Annotated in this window: 2 protein-coding genes; one reads left to right on the forward strand and one right to left on the reverse strand. The window is 35.5% G+C overall.

Translation table 11 applies throughout. From position 1 onward, the window contains the following. The coding region (locus IDG60_RS21715) for a hypothetical protein (RefSeq protein ID WP_241013315.1) at positions 1 to 134 on the forward strand (134 nt) is incomplete at its 5' end. A gap of 104 nt (positions 135 to 238) precedes the next feature. On the opposite strand, the gene IDG60_RS00650 is transcribed toward IDG60_RS21715, so the two are convergent. Continuing rightward, positions 239 to 561 (reverse strand): nucleoside transporter C-terminal domain-containing protein (locus tag IDG60_RS00650; RefSeq protein ID WP_274611427.1); only part of this gene is annotated, 323 nt, incomplete at its 5' end.

Consider the following 561-nt stretch of genomic DNA (forward strand, 5'->3'; position numbering starts at 1 on the left):
CAGTTGCTTTTGTCTTTGCTTATATACTTAGCTTCATTGTCCCTTCAAAACATAAAAAAGATATAACGGGATTAACAATTTTTGAAAAAGATAAACCATCAACATACATTTCAAAAACGGCTACGAATAAGTAGATTGTTATGATAAAATCCCATCACCAAGTTATGATGCGCTGTTGCGCCAACTTGGTGATGGGGTTTAGCTTTGCCATGAATTTAATTTAGATACTTCGATTAATTTACAATACTAAGCCAATGATTGATCCTGAAATGATTGAAGCTAGAGTTGAACCAAGTAACAGCCTCATTGCAAAGGATGAAACTTTTTCTCCTTGTTTATCACTAATGCCTTTAATTGAACCTACGATGATACCAACCGTACCAAAATTAGCGAAGCTTACTAAGTAAACTGAAATGATACCTTGTGTTCGAGCAGATACATCACCCAGGACATTTTTAAAATCAAGCATTGCTACAAACTCATTTGTAATTAATTTAGTCGCCATTAAAGAGCCAGCTGGAACAGCTTCGCTCCATGGAATCCCCATTAAGAATGCGATTG

The organism is Staphylococcus sp. EG-SA-2 (genome assembly GCF_017152085.1).